Origin of the sequence: Collinsella aerofaciens, assembly GCF_015555045.1 — a bacterium.
Taxonomy (GTDB): domain Bacteria; phylum Actinomycetota; class Coriobacteriia; order Coriobacteriales; family Coriobacteriaceae; genus Collinsella; species Collinsella aerofaciens_W.
Map to the genome: position 1 here is coordinate 14,548 of NZ_JADNJQ010000010.1, position 18,645 is coordinate 33,192.

Sequence of the window (18,645 nt, forward strand, 5' to 3'; positions counted from 1 at the left end):
GGTGTCCACAGGCGGCGTTTTCAAACTTGTATATGCTTTTACTTGTCTTTGGGCGCGGGGTGTTTGCAGACCACACTCATGTAGATCATACCGAGCACGGCAGCGGTGACCGAACCGGCAAGGATGGCGGCCTTGGCGGCCAGGACCTCAAACTGGGCCGTCGGGAAGGCAAGGCCGCTGATGAGGATCGACATGGTGAAGCCGATGCCGCCCAGAATGCCCACACCGGCAATCATGTGCCAGTTAACGTTATGCGGCAGCTCGCAGACCCTAAACTTAACCAGGGCAAACGTCATGCCAAAGATACCAATCGGCTTGCCCAGCAGCATGCCAAAGTACACGCCGAGCGTCACCGGATCGGTGAGCAGCGTGCTCATGTCCACGCCCACTAGGCGAACCTGTGCGTTCACGAACGCAAAGATCGGCAGAATCACAAAGTTGACCGGCGTGGAGATCAGACGCTCCATGCGGATGAGCGGCGGGGTCACGCGGTGCATGACGCGCTCGACCCTGGTGGTCGAGACGGTAAAGTCATGCTGGCCCAGGATGTGTGCCTCGTCGTCGTAGCGGTCATCAAGCAGCGGCAGGCACTCGCCCAACCAATCGGTGAGGCTATCGAGCTTGACGCCGCACTTGGCCGGGATGGTAAAGGCCAAGATGACGCCGGCGAGCGTGGCATGTACGCCGCTCTTGAACATGCAGAACCACAGCAGCAGACCCAGTACCGAATACGGGGCAAGGCGGTAATGCTGCGTCTTGTTGAGCCACACGAGCGCGCAGGTCACAAGCGCAGCGGCGCCCAACCAAAACGGATTGGGGCTCTGACCGTAGAAGATGGCGATGGCGGCGATGGAGATAAGGTCGTCGGCGATGGCGAGCGTCGAGAAGAACACGCGCACGCCGTTGGGCACGCGGTTGCCCAAAAGCGACAGCACGCCCAGCGCAAAGGCAATATCGGTTGCCATGGGGATGGCCCAACCGTTGCGGGCGCCGGCATGGTTAAAGATCAGGTAGATGCAGGCGGGAACGACGACGCCGCCCACGGCCGCCAGCATGGGAAGCATGGCCTGACGCGGATTCTTGAGCTCGCCGACCGTCATCTCGTACTTAAGCTCAATGCCCACCAACAAAAAGAAAATCGCCATGAGGAAGTCGTTGACGAAAAGTTCAACGGTAAGACCGGCCGTAAGGTTGCCCAGACCCACATACAGCGGGGTCTCCAAAAAGTGATGGATGGCCTCGTAGGCATCGGTATTGGCGCAAATGACGGCGGCGATGGCGGCGATGACCATAACCGCGGCGGAAATCGTGCCGTTCTCGGCGATGCGCTCCCAAATGTCGTGGCGTTCAAAGCGCTTGCGCTCACGGACGTTGAACAGCTGCTCGGTTGCTGCCATGGGCGGCTCCTTTCACGGGAAGGCTCCCGTCTTAAAAAAGCACGGCCCGCCCAAGTGGCGGCGCCGCGCTCTAACGTATTACGCTTGCATCTAGCCTACCCTGCACGACAAGCACGCAGGCGTGGCCGAAAAGCGGAACCACAGGTTGAACATTATTTGCTCAACGGCACGGGCACGCCTGTCCAAGAGACGACGCGGCGCATGCACAAAAAACGACCGGAGCGCGGGGCGTCCGCGATCCGGTCGTGGCGTTTGGTCAACTAAACCTAGCAGGCGGCCATGATGGGGGCAGCGACCTGCTTCTTACGGGAGAGGACGCCCGGCATCCAGACGCCGTCGTGCTCGTCGGCAATGCCCAGGCCCTTCTGAGCAGCCTCGGTCTCGCCCTCGAGCAGGACCTGCGAGCCCTCCTCCATGATGTCGGTGATGCACAGGACAATGCCGTCGGCACCCTTCTCGGCGGCGTAGGCGCGCATGGCCTCGCGGATCTCGTCGATCATGCCAAGCGCACGGCTCTTGTCGACGGTCTCGTACTGGCCGATGAGCAGCTTCTTGCCGGCGGGCTCGAACATCTTGATGTCGTTGCCGACCATCTCGGCAGCGGTGAAGGAGCCGGACGGGCGGGTAAGGAAGACCTCCATGCCAAACTTGACCGGGTCGACGCCCACCTGCTCGCCGAGCTTGGCGGCGACGGCGCGGTCGACATCGGTGGTGGTGGGGCTCTTGAGCATGAGCGTGTCGGTCATCATGGCCGAAAGCAGCAGCTTGGCCTGGACGTCGGAAAGCTCAACGCCGAGCACGCCGGCGAGCTTGGTGACGATGGTGCAGCTGGAGCCCCAGGGCAGGCAGATGTAGTGCAGCGGGCCGGCGGTCTCGAAGTCGCCGATGCGGTGATGGTCGACAACGCCAAAGACCGTGGCGTCCTTAAGGCCGGCGACGGACTGGGCGGACTCGTTGTGGTCGGTGAGGACGACGAGCTGACCGGCCTCGACGGACTCGATCACGCGAGGCTCGGCAATGCCGGCGTCGGCGAGCAGCTTGGCGGACTCTGCCGGAAGCTGACCAAGGGCGCAGGCCTCGTAGGTGTTGCCGGCATACTCAACCTGGTTGAGCAGCTGGGACAGGACGACGGCGCTCATGATGGCGTCGTTATCGGGGTTCTGGTGACCAAAGACAAGAACGTTTGCCATGGATATCCTCCACTTGATATGTGTACTTGGACGTAGCTATGGTAGCACGCCGATGCCGAGCCTTCGCAGACGGAAGGGCCACGGCATGTTTTGGGGCAGGCACGGGGGCCAAGGCTGTCCCTTTTGCACCATGTTGGTGCAAAGCCTGTCCCCCTTGCACCGACTATTTACCGGCGGCGCGCAGGGCTACGTAGGCGGCACCGATGATGCCGGCGTCGTTTCCGAGCGAAGCGACCTTAATGGGCGTCTCGCGCGAGGCGGAGAGCGCGTAGCGCTGGAAGTGCTCGCGAACTGCATCGAGGTAGACATCGGCCGAAGCGGACGCGCCGCCACCGATCAGGAACATCTCGGGGTCGACCACGTTGGCGATAAGCGCCAGGGCGCGGCCGAGGTAGTCGGCCATGGTGTCGGCCGCGGCAAGCGCGAGCTTGTCGCCCTCGCGGCAGGCCTGGAACACGTCCTTGGAATCGGAGGGGCCGGTGAGCTCGATGGGCTCGACGCCCGCCTTCTTGCACTCGGCAAGGTAGTTGCTCACCACGCCGGTGGCGCTGGAATACTGCTCCAGATGGCCATGGCCGCCACAGCCGCAGGTGCGCTCCTCGGCCGGGTTCAGGCACATGTGGCCAATCTCGCCGCCGGCGCCCACAACGCCCGATACCACGTCGCCGTTAACGATAACGCCGCCGCCCACGCCGGTACCGATGGTGACCATCACCACGTTCTGCACACCCTTGGCAGAGCCGAGCCAGGCCTCGCCCATGGCAGCGGCGTTGGCATCGTTTTCATACTTAACGACCGCATCGGGGCAGTGCTTCTGAATGGCGACCCTCAGCTCGGGCAGGTTAATGGCAATGTTGGCCTTGACCTTGGCATCGCCCGACGCCGGGATGGGGCACGGAACGGCCAGGCCAATGCCCGCCACAAAGGCACGCGGAATCTGTGCCTTGGCGACCACCTGGTCGATAGCCTCGGTCACCGCGGCAAAGCCTGCGGCGTCAACGATAGGAGGCGTGGGCACGCTGGCCTTGGCAAGCAGGTTGCCGTCCTCGTCGAACAGGCCCTCCTTAACCGAAGTGCCGCCGACGTCGATGCCGATGTAGTACTGCTTAGGTTCCATGGGAGCCCACCTTTCTCGTTTAAACATTGCCTGTATGGTACCGCTCTCAAGGCAAAAACCTACCAAAAAGGGACAGGTTTGTTTTGGCAGGTTTTATCTGGGGTAACGCAATTGGCTGCCCAACAGGCCGCGCAAGACCATCCCCAAAAATAAAGGCGCCGGGAGGCGGAGGCTCCCGGCGCCCGTCAAAGGGACTATGTTGTCTGTTGGACCGCACGGTCCGTCGCGGCGATAACGCCGACTAGGCCTGAAGTGCCTGCAGCTGCTTGTGAACCTCGATGAGCTCCGTCGCCATGACGCGCATGGTCTCGGTGCCGGCCATCTGGTCCTCGGCATGCAGCAAAATCAACGGGGCCTCGCCGTTACGTTCGCCGTTGGCCTCCTTCTTCAGAAGCCCCATGTGAACATCGTGGCCACCGTTATAGGCCTCGTCGCCCTGCTTGATAAGCTCCTCGGCGGCGTCAAAATCGCCCTCCTTGGCCTTTTGCACGGCATTGATGTACATGCTCTTGGCGGTACCGACGTAGCTGATGATCTCAAAGCAGGTCATCTGCAGTTCGTTCATATCCTCCATGCAGAGCACCTAGCCCATCACGCTGACGCAGTGGTCGATGATGCCGGCAGCGTTCATGCGGCCGTAGTCGACCATGTTGATGACCTCGACCGGAAAACGACCGGCGGCCTCCTTCTCAAAATCGCCCTTGGTGTAGCCGATCTGCGGACCAAGCAGCAACATGTCGCACTCGTCCAGGTGATCGTGGGCCTCGTTCATGGGACGAGCCTCGACCTCAATATCCAGACCACGGTTTGCAACCTCGGCCTGCATCTTCTGGACCAGCAGGCTCGTGGACATACCGGCATTGCAGCAGAGCATGATCTTCTTCATGGTTTCCTCCTTATAACTGCGCGGCGCGCAGACGACAACTGGTTTTATTCCTTGCGGCTATTGTGCCCACCCCCCTGCATCTTTACACAAGGGAGAGAGCTGCGGGCACCGGCGCCGCGTACCGGCGCCCGCAAAGGTGAAAGGGACGAACGTTAGGCGTTCTACTCGGCGAGAGCCTCCTGCTTGGCGATTGCCTTCTCGGAAATCTTCATAAAGGGCAGGTAGACGGCCATGCCAATGACAATCTCGATAGCCTGCCACACGCCAGCGCGCCAGTCAAAGCCCGTAGCGAGCAGGGCATTGATGACGGGAGGCATGGTCCAGGGCACCTGGGCGATGCAGGGGCTGATGATGCCTGCGCAGGTAAGGCCATAGGTGATGCCGATGAACAGGTCGGGAAGGAGGACAAACGGAATCATGAGCGGCAGGTTGTACACGATGGGGTAACCGTAGATAACCGGCTCGTTGATGTTGAACAGACCAGGCAGGATAGCCATCTTGGAAACGGTCTCGGAAGCCTTGTTTTTGGAGAACAGGAGCGTGTCGAGCAGGAGCATGAGGGTGCAGCCCGAGCCGCCGATGAGGGCGAAGCTGTTAACGATCTGCATGTTCATGTAGTGATCGGGCTGGATGGTGCCACCGGCGGCAAAGGTAGCCATGTTGTCGACGATGAGCATGGTCAGGATCGGCTCGACGGTAGCGCCAGAGATGGTGGACTGGTGAATACCGACGCAGAACAGCAGGTTAGCAAGGGTGTAGATGAGGATAACAGCCCACGGACCAGCGTTCATGATGCTCTTGAGCGGGTTGGAGATGCACGTGGAGATGATGGTGCACAGATCGGTGCCGGCGCACACGGCGAGCAGGGCTGCGGCAAGAGCGAAGACCGCGAGGTTAAGCAGCATCGGAATCATGACGTTGAAGGAGTTGGAGACCGCGGGAGGCACGCCCTCGCCCAGCTTAACCTTGAGCTTCTCGACGCCAGAAATCTTGATGAAGAGCGAGACGGAAAGCAGGGCGATGATAATAGCCGAGAACAGACCGTTGGTGCCGGTGTTGGCAGTCGAAAGGGCGCCCGTGACCTCGGCGGAGGTGATCTTGTCGGTGAGCAGTGGGCTCGTGGCGGCAAGCGTGGCGGTGATCTGCTGCGGCATCATGATGACGAAGGCAGAGATAGCGACGACCATGCAAGCAAGCGGATTATCGAAGCGCTTGTTCTTAGCGAGGCTGTAGCCAATCAATCCGGCCAAGATAATGGCAGAGACGTTGAGGGTGCCCAGCGTAATCGCCGAACCCCACGTCTGAAGGTTGGCAAGGCCCGCCGCATCGAGCGGGAACAGAGGGAACACGACGTTGTTAATAAGAACCGCGATACCCGCAAGGATATAGAGCGGCGTGATGGTCGCGAAGGCGTCACGCAGGGAACGCAGGTGAACCTGGTTTCCCACCTTCGCAGAGACCTCGGCAAACTTGTCGAGGAAGCTCTTTCCGTTGTCACTGGCCATGATTGCTCCTAACTTTCAAATCCGGCCTTTCCTATGCGCACGGTGGTCTGTCGCCCTCTGCCACCAGATGTGCCATGTGTTGCGCGCGGCGGCGCGCGGTCTGGACGTTCGTCCGGTCGCTAATCAACCACGTGGGTCGTGGCGACCTGTTTGAGCCAGGCCGCCGACTTCTTAAGACGGCGCTTATAGCCATCCATCAGATCGACCTCGACAAAGCCATAGCGATTCTTAAAGGCATTGGCCCAAGACCAGTTATCGATGACGGCCCAATAATGGTATCCGCGGCACTTGGCGCCCTCGTCGATGGCCTTGGCCACCCACTCCAGGTGCTGACGTACAAAGTCGACGCGGTAGTCATCCTGGATGGTTCCTTCGGCGTCACGGTTCTTGTATTCGTCCATGATGCCGATGCCGTTCTCGGAAACGAACCACTCAAGATCGGGGTAGTTCTTAGCGCAGTCCATGCCAAAGTCGTAGAGGCCCTGCGGGTAGATCTCCCAGCCGCGGCTCTCGTTCATAACGGCGTCGGGCCATACGTACTCGTCGGCAAAGTGCGGCAGGCCGTACTGGTCGACCTTGCTCGCCGGCGCCTGAACACGCGTGGGGTGGTAGTAGTTGCAGCCTAGCCAGTCGACAACACCCTGCTTGAGGATCTCTTGGTCGCCGGCGCGGAACGGGAGCTTAACGCCGCCCTCGGCCAGGCTGTCGAGCACGTCGGCAGGAAGCTCGCCCTTGGTGATGAGGTCGAGCCACCAGCGGTTGTTGATGCCGCTGGTCATGCGCACGGCCTCGAGGTCCGCCTCGCTGGGGTTCTCCTTGGTGTAGACCGGGGTAAAGCAGTTGATCATGCCGATCTTGGCATCGGCGCGAATAGCGCCCTCGTCATAGGCGCGACGATAGTTGGCCACGGCCAGCGCGTGCGCCAGCGAGATGTGATACTGCACGGTGCGGGCGCGGTTGAAGTCGTGGAGCTGCGGGAACCACACGCCCTCCTGATAGCGCTGCTCGGGCTCGACGATGGGCTCGTTAAAGGTGAACCAGTACTTAATCTCCTGGCCAAACTCGTGGAAGGCGACGTCGGCGTAATGTGCGTAAGCCTCGACAACCTCACGGCTCTCCCAGCCGCCACGGTTAAAGAGGTAGGTGGGCATGTCAAAGTGGTACAAGTTGACAAACGGCTCCAAGCCGGCTTCGCGAGAGGCGCGGAACAACTCGTGATACCACGCGGCACCTTCCTCGTTGAGGTTGCCGTCGGCATCGAGCAGACGGCTCCACTGGATGGAAGTGCGATAGGTATCCAGACCCAAGTCCTTCAAAATGCGAAGGTCTTCCTGGTACTTGGCCATAAAGTCATTGCCGGCGTAAGAGCCAACGCGGTTGTAGAACGAACCCAGATCCTGGATGGACCAGGTGTCCCACAGGTTCTCGAGCTTGCCGCCCTGGTTCCACTGACCCTCAGTCTGCGGGCCGGACATAGCAGCGCCAAAGAAGAAGTCGTTGGGCAGCTGATACTGTGCCATCAAAGTCCTCGCTTTCGTGTTCTAGAGCTTCCGGTTGGAGACGGGTTTGCTTTGGCAGGTTATCCGGCGCGGGCGCGCACCGGCCATACCGATATCCAACCCGCCAAAACAAAACCGTCCCCAAACGGTCGATCCTGTTGTGCGGAAGGATTCCGTTCGTTGCTTAAACTATAGCGCTCTAATTTTAAAAGTAAAGCGTCTTTTTCTTTTTTCTTTCTCGAACTTCTTAGATAAAAGTAATATGGATGCCCTGTTGAGGGTTATACTTACTTTTTGTATTCATATATGTCGGAAAGGAGGTTCCATGATTCCCAAATACGAGGCGATAGCTGCAGATATTCGTCGAAGTATCGAGGATGGCGCTCTTAAACCGGGCGACAAGCTTCCCACCGTCGTTGAGTTCTGTGAGCTCTATAGCGTTTCCAAAATCACCGTCAAACGAGCTATCGAGCAAATCACCGAGGAAGGTCTTATTACCAGCCGGCGCGGATCGGGCACCTACGTTAAGGACACGGCGGGACTTCCCGGCCAGGCGTTTTTCCAGGGCAAAAACGACCGTGCCCAGGGCTTTTCGTATGAGCACCGCGGGGAAAAGGTGACCTCGGTGGTCTACGATTTCTCGATTGTTAATCCACCAGCGGACATCGCAGCCCAGCTGGGAATTGCCGAGGATGACTTTGCCTATCACGTCGTGCGCGTGCGTCAGGCCGATGGGAAGCCCATCGTTATCGAGTACACCTACATGCCCCTCGAGCTGATTCCGGGGCTGAAAAAGAAGGACCTGTACGGATCGGTCTACCATTTCATCCGCGAGCAATGCGGGCTGAAAATTTCGAGCTTCCACCGTACCATTCGCGCCGTGGCAGCAACCGAGGAAGAAGCCGAGCGCCTGGACACCAAGCCTGGCTCTCCCCTGCTCGAGCTCACCCAGATTGGCTTTTTGGACAGCGGCGCCGCCTTTGAGTATTCGGTCTCGCGCAACGTTGGCGACCGCTTTGAGTTGCACAACGTAACGTTGGCATAGGTTTTTGCAGTCATGCGGGCGCTCGTTTTGAACAGTTTTACGCAGCGCCCGCGCAACACAATGAGGTATGAATATGTCCGATTTGATTAAACTGACGCCGATCTTCCACGAGAAGATCTGGGGCGGTCGCCAGCTCGAAACCGTATTTGGCTACGACATTCCCGATGGCCCCATCGGTGAGTGCTGGGCCATCTCGGCCCACCCCAACGGCGACTGCCAGATTGCGGAGGGCCCGTATGCCGGCCACACGCTGTCGTGGCTGTGGGCCGAGCATCGCGAGCTCTTTGGCAACTGCGAGGGCAAGGAGTTCCCGCTGCTCATTAAGATTCTGGACGCCAAGGACGACCTTTCGATCCAGATTCATCCCAACGACGAGTACGCTGCCGAGCACGAGAACGGTAGCCTGGGCAAAACCGAGTGTTGGTATGTGCTGGACTGCGAGCCCGACGCCACGATCATCGTCGGCCAGCGTGCCAAGGACCGCGCCGAGGCCGCACAAATGATCGAGGAAGGACGTTGGGACGACATGCTCAACGTGTTGCCGATTCACAAGGGCGACTTTTTCCAGATTGATTCCGGTACCGTGCACGCCATCAAGACCGGCACGCTCATTTTGGAGACGCAGCAGTCGAGCGACGTGACGTATCGTCTGTACGACTACGACCGTCCCGGCACTGACGGCAACCTGCGCCCGCTGCACATTGAGCAGAGCCTCGACTGCATCGACTTTGATGCTCAGGCTCCGACCGACGGCACGGTGACCGCGCCCGAGGTGGACGGCGTGACCGAGCTCGAGTCCAACCCCTGCTACACCGTCGATCGCGTGCGCGTCAACGGCAGCAAGACCCTCGACCAGCGCTGGCCCTTCATGTGCCTGTCGGTCATCGACGGCGAAGGCACCGTCTGCGGCGACCCCGTCCACAAGGGAAGCCACCTGTTGGCCCCGAGCACCGTCAGCTCCATCGACCTCGAAGGCAAGATGGAACTGATCATCAGCCACCTGTAGGTCACCGGTCCCCAAGCGCTCGCCGGGACGGGGCGCGGGGTTTGGTCGCCTGCTCGGACAGTCCTGCTCGCACGGAGAGCACATTAAGTGCTCTCCGGCTCGTGCGGAACTCGCGATCGACCAAACCCCGCATCCCATCCCGGCGAGCCTCTGGCTAGTAACGACAATCAAAACGCAACAAGGGGCTCCCCCGCTCATCAAACGGGAGAGCCCCTCACCATACATAACGAATCAAGGTGCCTATAGGTAGACCTTTTCGAGAAACGATAATGTGTCCTGAAGACGCGCTCTCTCTTTACGATCGGTCTGCCGATTTACATAAGAAGAAAAGTCCGCAAAGAAGTCTCCGGCATCAGCCCTCATTTGCTCTATTAGCTCCAAGCGAGCCGAAGGCGGCAACAAACCCGCAAGTCGAACAATATCCGAGCGATGCTTTCGTCGATCTTTATCGTTGCAATGGCGCCCTTCTTCATAGCTCCTATTGATATCAATGTGTGCACGCATCTTGAGGGGAATGATATGGAGCGCATCGAGCAACGTAATGCCCTCTACGTTCGTTGCGTTGTCGCGAATAAATTCGTAGTAGCCATCGTCGAGAATAATTGCCGAAAGACTTGATACGGCCTCGTCAAAGGAAAGAGGTGCCACTTCGCTCGTTTCATCTTCGAGCACAAAATCAGGATGTCGGGCAAATAGCTCAATTTGGCCGGGATAGTCTAGGACTTGCCTTGATCCTTCGGGCAAACAGAACCGATAGTAAGTGCACCTTCCATCGCCGACCTTTCCAGTCTCATATCCGGCAGCTTTGATAAATGCCCACAATGCAGTGGCGAATTCAACGCCTTTCCCATCAACAATTACGACGACATCCAAGTCTTCAGTAGCTCTAAACGAATCGCCCTCATTGTCAAATAGAACGCTGCAGGCCCCTCCACCAATAAGGACGTAACCGCCTTTACAGCCGCTCATGGCATCGGCAAATCGCTCTATTCCCCTCACTTTTGACATATCGTCCTCCTGAGCTGTTCGACCGCGTCGAGCAGACGATCTTCTTTGTAATCTGCTTTTGCGCAAGCAACGTATAAGGAAAACGGGTCGACACACTGCAAACCCGTCGCGTCAAAACTAATATCGGACGGCGCGTCCACGGGATACGACCAGACCTCAATCACAACTGCCGCCGGTTCGTACCACTGAGCCTCCAGCCATCTGTCGCCCATATGCTCTTTCAAGGCCTCTAGCTGATATTTTTCGAGAGCAATGGTTGGAGCAGAGTCTTCATGGGCAAGGTCGGACATATAGCTAAGGGCAGACACACCGGAAAGCAGCGCATCAACGGCACGTAGCTCTGTTCTCTCGATAACCTTCTTGAGCCGGATTCGCTCTAAAACTGGCGTGCGAAGATAGTCCTCAAACCCATCTAGCAACGTCTCGGTCGACAGCCCGGCGTCACACAATATACGCTTTTTGCCGTCCCGCATAATCAACCCAGGAGCTATAGCGGCGATTTCCGAAAGATAGCCGCTGACGCTAGCCGCGCTTTTGCCACACAGACGCGCTAGGTCGCCGGCGGAGCAGTCAACCCATCGTCCCGCAATGAGATTTAGGACGATTCGTTGAGATTGGGACGAAAGCGGAGCAGCGGGAGAAGCACCCAGCACTTCATCGGAAATAACGGCTCCGATAAACGGCAGGAACGCATTTCGCTCATCTCGGATATATGCGATTCCCTCCGAAGAAAGCGCGCGCATAAAACCTAAATCCATAGCATCCCAGCAAATTGCCACCGGACGAGCATCTAACGTACGCACTGCATTGACGAGATTTCGCGCCGAAATGACACTGGGCGGTTCTTTAGGTTCCGCAACAATAAAACGGCCCTGCTCAGACATGCCGAGCCGTGCCAAGCGAAGCGAATACCGCTCAAGATACATGCGAGGAATCTGCATCTCAACTGGCTCCGGGTCGATAGCGAGCTCTAAAGAGAAGAGTCTTTTTGGGAGGCAGTTTATCAGCATGTACAATCACCGTTTTCATTTCGGTTATATTTTAGCGTCTATCTGAAATTATACTGAATCGTATAAAATCATCAATCATCAAAGCCAAGCGCAACATTCAAAACGCAACAAGGGGCTCCCCCGTTCTTTAACGGGGGAGCCCCTTGCCATGTCTAAGTATTCAGCCCACCCGGTTCTCCAGATCAAAAAGCGAGAGGCAAAGCGACGTTCGTCTAGCAACGTTACCCAAGGACCTGGGCGGGCGTATGGGGCAACATCGATCGCGAGTTCCGCACGCAAAGGAGGCCACTTAATGTGGCCTCCGTCTTGCGCAGGACTGCCCGAGCAGGCGATGTTGCCCCATACGCCCGCCCAGGTCCGCCGGGATTACGACAGCTTGACGATCGGTGCAAAGCCCTTCATTAGCTTTTTGGTCTGGCCGGTCTTTTCGAATTGGACCTCGATCATGTCTCCAGCGACCGAGATCACGGTACCCGTGCCAAAGGTCTTGTGGCTCACGGTATCGCCCGCGGCAAAGTCCTGCGATGCGCTGGCGCGATCGACCTTGCGCTCCACCGTCGGCGACACCTTGGACGACGGTTTTTTGGCTCGCGACGCACCCGAGCCAAAGGTCGAGGCAACACGGCCGGCGTCGGGCGAAACCCCACGATGGCGCTCGGTTCCGTAGCTACTGCCGCCAAAGAAGTCGTCAAAGCTCGATCCGCCGCGCGAACCGGAACCGCCGGTCGAGCGCGTATGCGAACCGAACACCTTGCCGCCATACATATCCGAGCCCATGCCCGAGCCAAAAGTGCCGTGACGGTCGCCGCGCTTCTCCCAGCCCGTGCCCTCAAAACCGGCAGAACCGATACCGCTAAACTCGATGTCCTCAAACGGAATCTCGTTGAGGAAGCGCGAGCGCGGGTTGGCAGAGGTCGAGCCGTAGGTGCGACGCGTCGCAGCATAGGTCAGGAACAGGCGCTTGCGGGCACGCGTGATAGCGACATAGGCCAGGCGACGCTCCTCCTCGAGCTTACCTGGATCATCGCTGCCGGCAAAATCGTGCACGTGCGGGAAGATGCCCTCCTCCATGCCGGCCACGAATACCGCCGGGAACTCCAGGCCCTTGGCGGAGTGGATGGTCATCATGGTGATGGCATGCGTCTCGCCGGCCAGGGAATCCAAGTCGGAGCGCAGGGCAAGCCACTCCATGAGTGCCGGCAGCGCCTTACAGGTAAGCGGACCGTAGGTGCGCTCGATCTCGTCGGCATGCACGGCACCGGCGGGCAGCTCCGTCGGCGCGGCATAGGCGTTGCCAGCGATGGCGGCGGCCAGGGCATCCTGCGGAGAAAGCGCCGGGGCGGCTAGGCTATCGAGCGGATTGGAGCCCGCGGCGTCACGAGCGCCGATGAGCGCCTCAAACGAGGATGCCGGGGCAAATGGCCCCGGTTCGGGCGCGGGCGCGCTCACCACGACGGGCTCGGCGCCGGCAGGCACGTCGGCAACGCCGGCTGCGCGCAGCTCTTCCAAGCTCTCGAGCGTACCCTCGATATCCTCGTGCGTCTCCTCAAATTCGGCGGCGACGCCCAGGAATTCCTGAATGTTCTCGGCGCGGCTCTCGGACTCCATGGTGCCCTCGGCGCGAAACGCCTGCAGCAAGCCCGTCTTATCGACGATCATCTCGACAACGTCCTTGAGCTCGCCGTCCATGCGGCGGCCCTCGCGCACCAGCGACACAAAGCTCGACAGGCCGTTGCGCACCTTGGCACTAAACATGCCCGTCTCGGCGCACGCGATCTCGCAAGCCTGGAAGAACGAGCAACGGTTGTCGCGCGCCAGCTGCTCGATCTTTTGGATCGAGGTGGAGCCGATGCCGCGGCGCGGCGTGTTGATGACGCGCTTGACGCTCATCTCGTCGGCCGGGTTCACGATCATCTTAAGGTAGGCCATGACGTCGCGGATCTCGGCACGGTCGAAGAATCGCGTGCCGCCCACGATCTTGTAGGGCACGCCCGCGCGCAGAAACATATCTTCGAGAATACGCGACTGGGCGTTGGTGCGGTAGAACACGGCGATGTCGTCGTAACTCGTGCCCTTGGCATGCAGCTTTTCGATCTCGCCGGCAATCCAGCGACCCTCGTCGCGCTCATCGCTTGCCTGGAAGGCCTGGATCTTCTCGCCGTCGCCCTCGGCCGTAAACAGGCGCTTGTCCTTGCGCTGCGAGTTGTGACGTACCACGGCGTTGGCGGCGTTCAGGATATGACCCGTAGAGCGGTAGTTCTGCTCCAGCTTGACGGTCTTGCAGTCTTTAAAGTCCTTCTCAAAGTCCAGGATATTGGTGATGTCGGCGCCACGCCAGCTATAAATGGACTGATCGTCGTCGCCCACGACCATGAGGTTTTGGTACTTGGCGGCCAGCAGGTTGGCGATCTCGTACTGGACGTGGTTGGTGTCCTGATACTCGTCGACGCTAATGTAGCGGAAGCGCTCCTGATACTTGTCGAGCACCTCGGGGCGGGTGCGCAGCAGCTCGAGCGTGCGCACGAGCAGGTCGTCGAAGTCCATCGCGTTGGCGGCGCGCAGGCGGCGCTCCAGCTCCAGGTAGACTTGCGCGGCCTTTTTGTCATTGGGGCTGTCGGCGGATTTGAGCATGTCCTCGGGGCCGATCATGGCGTTTTTGGCCGAGCTAATCTTGCTGCGGATCATGTTGATGGGGAACTGCTTTTGCTCGATGCCGAGCGCCTGCATAATGTCGCGCACCATGCGCTTTGAGTCATCGTCATCGTAGATGGTGAACTGACCGGTGTAGCCCAACAGGTCGGCGTCCTCGCGCAGCATGCGCACGCACATGGCATGGAAGGTGCACACCCACATGCCACGGGTGCCGCTGGGAATGAGTGCCGCCAGACGCTCGCGCATCTCTGCCGCGGCCTTGTTGGTAAACGTGATGGCAAGAACCTGCCAAGGTTTAACACCCAGGTCGCCGAGCATATGTGCGATGCGGAAGGTCAAGACGCGGGTCTTGCCCGAGCCGGCGCCGGCGAGCACCAGCAACGGGCCCTCGGTGGACAGGACAGCCTCGCGCTGGGCGGGATTAAGGCTGTCAATGTCGACGAGCGGCTTGGCGGGCTTGGGCGCCGGCGCGGGAGCGTCGTAAATGTCGAGCGGGACGAGCTCGGGCTCCGGCGCAGCAGGAGCGGTGTATGCATCGAGCGGCACGGGTTCCGGCGCGGGCGGCACGGATACCGCGGCGTTCTTTTCCCAGGGCAAGGGCTGGGTCATGGGCGACTCCTCATCTGACGGACGGCGCGCCTGCGGGCGGCGCCATAGTTTGAGCCGTACCAGTATACCGAGCCGCGCGGACACCGACGCAAATCACACCACGACTCCGTGCGTCACCGTCAGGCCGCCCCAGCGAATTTGGCGCAATGGGGTCAGGTTGGTCTGCACCAATCAATTGACAATCACGAAACCGCCGATGTCATGGCAGCAGCAGCGAGCGGTGGCCAGGGCGAACAAATTGGCATGAAAAGGGGCGGCATAGACCTTCTGGTCATGCCGCCCCCTTTGAATGACAAGTTGTCGCCCCGGCCGCCGCGCAGCGTCGACCAAGTTACAGGCCGAGCATAGGCTCCAGGACAAAGAAGTACGCGAGCACCACGATGCCCAGGATGATGCGGTAGACGCCGAAGCACTTAAAGTCGTGACGGCGCACGAAGCCCATAAGCCACTTGATGGCAATGAGCGACACCACAAAGGCGACGACGCAGCCCACGCCCAGGATGGCGATTTCGTTGGTGCCGAACGTGCCGCCCTTAATAAAGTACTTGACCAGCTTGAGCGCGCTCGCGCCAAACATAACGGGAATAGCCAGGAAGAACGTGAACTTAGACGCCACCGAGCGCGTGCAGCCCAGCAGCAGGCCGCCGATGATCGTGGAGCCGGAGCGCGATGTGCCCGGAATCAGCGAAAGCACCTGGAAGCAACCGATACCCAGCGCGGTCTTCCAGCTCAGATCCTCGAGCGTAGTGATGGAGCCAAAGTCCAGGTTATCGTCATCGTCTGAAGCGGCAGCCGCAGCGGGAGTGGCAAAATGCGCACCAGCGGGGCGTCCGCCCGCCACCACGGCACGCGAACCAAACGAACCGGCAAGAGCGGCCTGGTCGCGCTTGTTCGCGCGCCAGTTCTCGATCACGATAAACAGCACGCCGTACACAATGAGCGCCAGCGCCACGACGGGAGCATTGTAGAAATGCTCCTCCATCCAGTCGTTAAGCGGCAGACCGATCGCCGCGGCGGGAATGCAGCCGAGCACAATCTTGCCCCACAGCACCCAGGTGTCGCGACGACCCTCCTTGCCTTTGCTGGGAGAAAACGGGTTGAGGTCGTAAAAGAACAGGACGCAGACGGCCAAAATGGCGCCAAGCTGAATCACGACCAGGAACATATTCCAGAACGTCTCGCTCACGTTCATCTTGACGAACTCGTCCACCAAGATCATGTGACCGGTCGACGAAACAGGCAGCCATTCGGTGATGCCCTCGACCAGGCCCATGAAGGCAGATTTTAGAAGCTCAATGATATCCAAAGGGACCCCCTCGTTAGACACCCGCCGATATTGTTCTGCGGACGGTTGCGGGCGATGTCCCATTATCAACCGTTCGGCCGCGACCGCGCCCACCCTTACCAAAAAACTCGCCCGTTCACAGAATTGCGAGCGGTCAAACCCAAATCCTTGGGTATAACTGCAACAAGATAAAGTGTCCGGCGGCCACGCATCCGCGCCCGCCCGATGCACGAGCCCCACGCCCGTGCGATAGACCAAGGAGGAAACCATGAACGAGGGCTACACCAAGGTATTTGTTTCACTCGACGGTACTGAGCAGCAGGATTTTGTGCTCGCACGCGCCATCAAGGTCGCCGCGAACAACGGCGCCAAGCTGATTATCGGCCACGTTATCGATTCCACGGCACTCGAGAGCGCCGGTTCCTATCCGGTCGATCTGGTCAACGGCCTAGAGGAGGCATTTAAGAACTCCATCGCCAAGCAGCTCGAAGAGGCCAAGGCCAATCCCGACATTCCCGAGGTCGAGGTCATGATTCGCGCCGGCCGCATTCGCGAGACGCTCAAAGACGAGATGCTCGACGTGGTCAAGCCCGACCTGGTGCTCTGCGGCGCTCGTGGCCTGTCCTCGATCAAGTATGCACTCCTGGGTTCAATTTCGACGTTCCTGCTGCGCAACACCGACTGCGACATCTTGGTCGTGAAGTAGCAAACGTACGCCTAACGCATCGCGGAGCGCAAGCCCACGTGCCCAAGTCTTCCAAGAGCGGGACCACCATTACGGTGGCCCCGCTTTGCTTTAGGCTGAGAATTGCTCCAGAACCCTCATTCTCTCAACGGAATCCGTCTGAATTTTCAGAGCGACCCGACCCAAATCTCCGGTTGCAGAGGCAAGTTCTGCAAGCTGGGCAGACACCTCTTCAGCCACTTCCGCCGCGATGTTCTTGATCATCTTGAGTGGCAGATGCAAATCTTGAGACATGAATTCGAAATCTTCAGGAGTCACCCCATCGATCACCCGGTGATCCCCAATATCAATCCCAAGATTATGGTCGTATCCCATTATCGTCGTGCAAACAATATCGTATGCAGGGGCCAACCTCTTTTCCCGCCAACTCGGACTATAAAGAAACGAATGGTTCTTGAGATGCGAGTCGCAATTCCCCAACGCATAATCGACCATTACCTGACGAGCGAACATTTGAGTATCAGCAATTACGTTAGACGATTGCTCTCTTATCAATCGGCCGCAAAGAGCCATATAGCAGCTATCGGGACGTGTCTCGTATTTCATATACGAAGGCCAGCCAACCGCTTGGCAAAAATCCTCCTGATGCAGCCTCAGAGGCACATCGAATCCGCTCATCGACGGCGGCTCATTGCTCCAGATTCTGTCATAACGCTCGGAAAAGAACGCACCAGGAATCGTATCCGAAGCTTCTGAACGGGCAATTTCAAGCCCAGCAGCAGACGCTGCCGTCATGCAAATTAATTCGTTGAACGGCAAATCCGGATGTTTAGTTGAAGCAATCTTGACTATGTGAGTCGAGGGGGCAGAGCCGAGCGGCAGCATCCAATCCCCCGACCCGGCCTTTTTTGCATCTTTACCGCGCGGTAAAAACCAACCGGTTTTAGACTGAGCGCCCGCCAACGACAGCCTCGAATCCTGCATATCATTTGCAATCTCAAACACTTCCGCCTTAGAAAGTGCCTCAAAATCCTCGTCTTGCAGAGGACGATAGCCCGGATCGTAGCTCGATTTCTCATCGCCGAGAAACCTCAAGGCACCAACGCACTCATCGCCCAAACGCTCGAGCATCGATAAATAGTCTGACTGGGGGATTTGAAAACGCATCGACAGCTCATGCCGAACCGGGCCCTCGGGAAGCATGCCCGAAAAGAAGGCCGAAAACTCATTGCTGGCATATGGCTCATGTCGCAAGGGAAGAGAAGCTGAGAGTGCGGCAGCATCGTCGCGTTCAAGATATCCCTCATCATATGCAAACGTCTCGTTTACGGGGTCGGCCCTCTCAAATTCTCCGACCAGCTCAAACGTTCCCCGATACTCACGATAAACCTTTAATGCCATGAGCCGTCGCCCCTCTCCCTCAGGATCAAATCGACCCCCAAGCTGTTAGCGATTTGAAGGGTTTGGCGAAGATTGGCACCCGCCTTTCCACGCTCAAGCTCGCTCACAAAGCGCAAACTGCACTGGTTGAAATCAGCCACATCGCGTTGGGTATAACCGAGCTTCTTCCGGCGCTCACGCAAATATGCACCGAGTTCAGCTGGGTCAAAAATCGTTCGCTCATTCCAGTCTTGCATGCTAATCCCCTATGATTATCCCAAACGGGATAATCATAGCACATCATGATGGAATTATCCCGTTTGGGATAATTGTCTTAACGTGAATGACGCTCCGGGACGTTACACCGCGAC

The 18,645-nt window shown here is 58.8% G+C and carries 16 protein-coding genes; 3 read left to right on the top strand and 13 right to left on the bottom strand.

Features of this window, described 5'->3' with window-relative positions:
- Positions 1-38 precede the first annotated feature (38 nt).
- From nhaA to I2E45_RS04985, 7 genes are all read right to left on the bottom strand, one after another.
- The gene (gene nhaA / locus I2E45_RS04955; protein ID WP_118081538.1) at positions 39-1,397 is read right to left on the bottom strand and encodes a Na+/H+ antiporter NhaA; all 1,359 of its coding nucleotides are present in this window, start codon (positions 1,395-1,397) and stop codon (positions 39-41) included.
- A gap of 266 nt (positions 1,398-1,663) precedes the next feature.
- Complete coding sequence (locus tag I2E45_RS04960; protein ID WP_006235927.1) at positions 1,664-2,587, bottom strand: manganese-dependent inorganic pyrophosphatase; 924 nt, start codon at positions 2,585-2,587, stop codon at positions 1,664-1,666.
- 163 nt (positions 2,588-2,750) lie between these two features.
- Positions 2,751-3,704 (bottom strand): ROK family protein, encoded by a 954-nt coding sequence (locus tag I2E45_RS04965; protein ID WP_229058835.1) that lies wholly within the window; start codon positions 3,702-3,704, stop codon positions 2,751-2,753.
- A 241-nt stretch (positions 3,705-3,945) separates the two neighbouring features.
- The gene (locus tag I2E45_RS04970) at positions 3,946-4,269 is read right to left on the bottom strand and encodes a PTS lactose/cellobiose transporter subunit IIA (protein ID WP_035137844.1); all 324 of its coding nucleotides are present in this window, start codon (positions 4,267-4,269) and stop codon (positions 3,946-3,948) included.
- Positions 4,270-4,287: 18 nt separating this feature from the next.
- Entirely contained in the window at positions 4,288-4,590 is a 303-nt protein-coding gene (locus I2E45_RS04975) for a PTS sugar transporter subunit IIB (protein WP_035137700.1), read from the bottom strand.
- A gap of 161 nt (positions 4,591-4,751) precedes the next feature.
- On the bottom strand, positions 4,752-6,095 hold the full coding sequence (locus I2E45_RS04980) for a PTS sugar transporter subunit IIC (RefSeq protein WP_195444678.1): 1,344 nt from the start codon (positions 6,093-6,095) through the stop codon (positions 4,752-4,754).
- Positions 6,096-6,214: 119 nt separating this feature from the next.
- Positions 6,215-7,615, bottom strand: coding sequence for a glycoside hydrolase family 1 protein (locus I2E45_RS04985; RefSeq protein WP_117746098.1), 1,401 nt, complete (start codon positions 7,613-7,615; stop codon positions 6,215-6,217).
- Between the two features lie 304 nt (positions 7,616-7,919).
- Here I2E45_RS04985 and I2E45_RS04990 point away from each other — a divergent pair, with 304 nt between their 5' ends.
- Positions 7,920-8,639 (top strand): GntR family transcriptional regulator, encoded by a 720-nt coding sequence (locus I2E45_RS04990; protein ID WP_022094936.1) that lies wholly within the window; start codon positions 7,920-7,922, stop codon positions 8,637-8,639.
- Positions 8,640-8,712: 73 nt separating this feature from the next.
- A complete protein-coding gene (gene manA, locus I2E45_RS04995; RefSeq protein ID WP_411161279.1) occupies positions 8,713-9,645 on the top strand; it encodes a mannose-6-phosphate isomerase, class I in 933 nt (310 codons plus the stop codon).
- 240 nt (positions 9,646-9,885) lie between these two features.
- Here the strand turns inward: manA and I2E45_RS05000 are convergent, their stop codons facing one another.
- The 4 genes from I2E45_RS05000 to I2E45_RS05015 all read right to left on the bottom strand — a co-directional run bounded on the left by I2E45_RS05000 (position 9,886) and on the right by I2E45_RS05015 (position 16,230).
- Positions 9,886-10,653 carry a hypothetical protein gene (locus I2E45_RS05000; protein WP_118226870.1) on the bottom strand — a complete coding sequence of 256 codons (768 nt, stop codon included), beginning with the start codon at positions 10,651-10,653 and terminating at the stop codon, positions 9,886-9,888.
- Complete coding sequence (locus tag I2E45_RS05005; protein ID WP_229058836.1) at positions 10,641-11,537, bottom strand: hypothetical protein; 897 nt, start codon at positions 11,535-11,537, stop codon at positions 10,641-10,643. Before I2E45_RS05005 ends, I2E45_RS05000 begins: the two co-directional genes overlap by 13 nt.
- Positions 11,538-12,029: 492 nt before the next feature.
- Positions 12,030-14,924 carry an ATP-dependent helicase gene (locus I2E45_RS05010; RefSeq protein ID WP_195444682.1) on the bottom strand — a complete coding sequence of 965 codons (2,895 nt, stop codon included), beginning with the start codon at positions 14,922-14,924 and terminating at the stop codon, positions 12,030-12,032.
- Between the two features lie 331 nt (positions 14,925-15,255).
- Entirely contained in the window at positions 15,256-16,230 is a 975-nt protein-coding gene (locus I2E45_RS05015) for an undecaprenyl-diphosphate phosphatase (protein WP_195246632.1), read from the bottom strand.
- Between the two features lie 247 nt (positions 16,231-16,477).
- On the opposite strand from I2E45_RS05015, the gene I2E45_RS05020 reads away from it, so the two are divergent.
- Positions 16,478-16,915 carry a universal stress protein gene (locus I2E45_RS05020; protein ID WP_006235921.1) on the top strand — a complete coding sequence of 146 codons (438 nt, stop codon included), beginning with the start codon at positions 16,478-16,480 and terminating at the stop codon, positions 16,913-16,915.
- A gap of 90 nt (positions 16,916-17,005) precedes the next feature.
- Here the strand turns inward: I2E45_RS05020 and I2E45_RS05025 are convergent, their stop codons facing one another.
- Positions 17,006-18,295 carry a HipA domain-containing protein gene (locus I2E45_RS05025; protein WP_138374526.1) on the bottom strand — a complete coding sequence of 430 codons (1,290 nt, stop codon included), beginning with the start codon at positions 18,293-18,295 and terminating at the stop codon, positions 17,006-17,008.
- Positions 18,286-18,531: a helix-turn-helix domain-containing protein gene (locus I2E45_RS05030; protein WP_138374527.1), complete on the bottom strand. Its 246-nt coding sequence runs from the start codon at positions 18,529-18,531 to the stop codon at positions 18,286-18,288. Before I2E45_RS05030 ends, I2E45_RS05025 begins: the two co-directional genes overlap by 10 nt.
- Positions 18,532-18,645: the final 114 nt, after the last annotated feature.

Coding starts and splice junctions, on each gene's coding strand:
- nhaA (WP_118081538.1), bottom strand. CDS start 1,397: ATGGCAGCAACCGAGCAGCTGTTCAACGTCCGTGAGCGCAAGCGCTTT.
- I2E45_RS04960 (WP_006235927.1), bottom strand. CDS start 2,587: ATGGCAAACGTTCTTGTCTTTGGTCACCAGAACCCCGATAACGACGCC.
- I2E45_RS04965 (WP_229058835.1), bottom strand. CDS start 3,704: ATGGAACCTAAGCAGTACTACATCGGCATCGACGTCGGCGGCACTTCG.
- I2E45_RS04970 (WP_035137844.1), bottom strand. CDS start 4,269: ATGAACGAACTGCAGATGACCTGCTTTGAGATCATCAGCTACGTCGGT.
- I2E45_RS04975 (WP_035137700.1), bottom strand. CDS start 4,590: ATGAAGAAGATCATGCTCTGCTGCAATGCCGGTATGTCCACGAGCCTG.
- I2E45_RS04980 (WP_195444678.1), bottom strand. CDS start 6,095: ATGGCCAGTGACAACGGAAAGAGCTTCCTCGACAAGTTTGCCGAGGTC.
- I2E45_RS04985 (WP_117746098.1), bottom strand. CDS start 7,615: ATGGCACAGTATCAGCTGCCCAACGACTTCTTCTTTGGCGCTGCTATG.
- I2E45_RS04990 (WP_022094936.1), top strand. CDS start 7,920: ATGATTCCCAAATACGAGGCGATAGCTGCAGATATTCGTCGAAGTATC.
- manA (WP_411161279.1), top strand. CDS start 8,713: ATGTCCGATTTGATTAAACTGACGCCGATCTTCCACGAGAAGATCTGG.
- I2E45_RS05000 (WP_118226870.1), bottom strand. CDS start 10,653: ATGTCAAAAGTGAGGGGAATAGAGCGATTTGCCGATGCCATGAGCGGC.
- I2E45_RS05005 (WP_229058836.1), bottom strand. CDS start 11,537: ATGTCTGAGCAGGGCCGTTTTATTGTTGCGGAACCTAAAGAACCGCCC.
- I2E45_RS05010 (WP_195444682.1), bottom strand. CDS start 14,924: ATGACCCAGCCCTTGCCCTGGGAAAAGAACGCCGCGGTATCCGTGCCG.
- I2E45_RS05020 (WP_006235921.1), top strand. CDS start 16,478: ATGAACGAGGGCTACACCAAGGTATTTGTTTCACTCGACGGTACTGAG.
- I2E45_RS05025 (WP_138374526.1), bottom strand. CDS start 18,295: ATGGCATTAAAGGTTTATCGTGAGTATCGGGGAACGTTTGAGCTGGTC.
- I2E45_RS05030 (WP_138374527.1), bottom strand. CDS start 18,531: ATGCAAGACTGGAATGAGCGAACGATTTTTGACCCAGCTGAACTCGGT.